The sequence below is a fragment of the Collinsella sp. AF29-7AC genome (genome assembly GCF_003475665.1).
GTDB lineage: Bacteria > Actinomycetota > Coriobacteriia > Coriobacteriales > Coriobacteriaceae > Collinsella.
This window is the reverse complement of sequence record NZ_QRQX01000051.1, coordinates 1-699: the sequence shown is the minus strand read 5'-3', so window position 1 is coordinate 699 and position 699 is coordinate 1. Positions and strand designations below refer to the sequence as shown.

At 73.7% G+C, this 699-nt stretch carries 1 protein-coding gene; it reads right to left on the bottom strand.

What is annotated here, in order from left to right; translation table 11 throughout:
- Positions 1-699: IS30 family transposase (locus DWZ15_RS10285; protein WP_233544799.1), on the bottom strand; the 699-nt coding region annotated here is incomplete at both ends.

Sequence of the window (699 nt, the reverse complement as noted above, 5' to 3'; positions counted from 1 at the left end):
GGCGTCAGGAACCCGAGCGCCCCCCTCGGCTCGGAGTTCACCTGCGACATGAGCAGCGCGCAGTCCGCCGCCGTCAGCCGGTCGAACCTGACCCCGGCGCCCTTGGGCAGCAGCTTCCTGATCTCGACGTGGTTCTTCTCGCACGCGCCCTTCTGCTGGCTCTGCCGGGGGTCGCAGTAGAAGAGCCTGGTCTCGCCGTCCCGCTCGCCGAGCAGCTCCGCGATGGCGCCCTCGTCGGCGAACTCGCTCCCGTTGTCGGTGAGAACGGCGCCGAAGGCGCGCCTCGCGCCGTCCTCGCCGAGGACCCCGCGCAGGGAGGAGAGCGCCGCCAGGACCGAGGCGCACGTGCCGTCCGGCAGCGGCAGCGCCAGCTGGAAGCGGCTCGGGCGGTGCAGGAGCGTGAGGAGCCTGGCGGAGTCGCCCCTGGCGCCCTCGACGGTGTCCATCTCCCAGGCCGCGGCGCAGGCGTCCTCGCCGAGCGCGAGGAACGACGCGTGAGACCTGCGCGCCGAGTGCGACGTCGCCCTCCCCGGGGCCCGGCGCGACCTCGGCCTGTAGCCGACCTTGCGCCTGAGCTCCATGTTCGTCATGCCGTCGTAGCCGGCGTCCACCCACCTGTAGACGGTGGAGGCGCTGAGCCCGGGGGTCGTCGCCGCTATCTGCTGCGGGGAGAGCCCGCGCGCGAGCCCGTCCCGGATG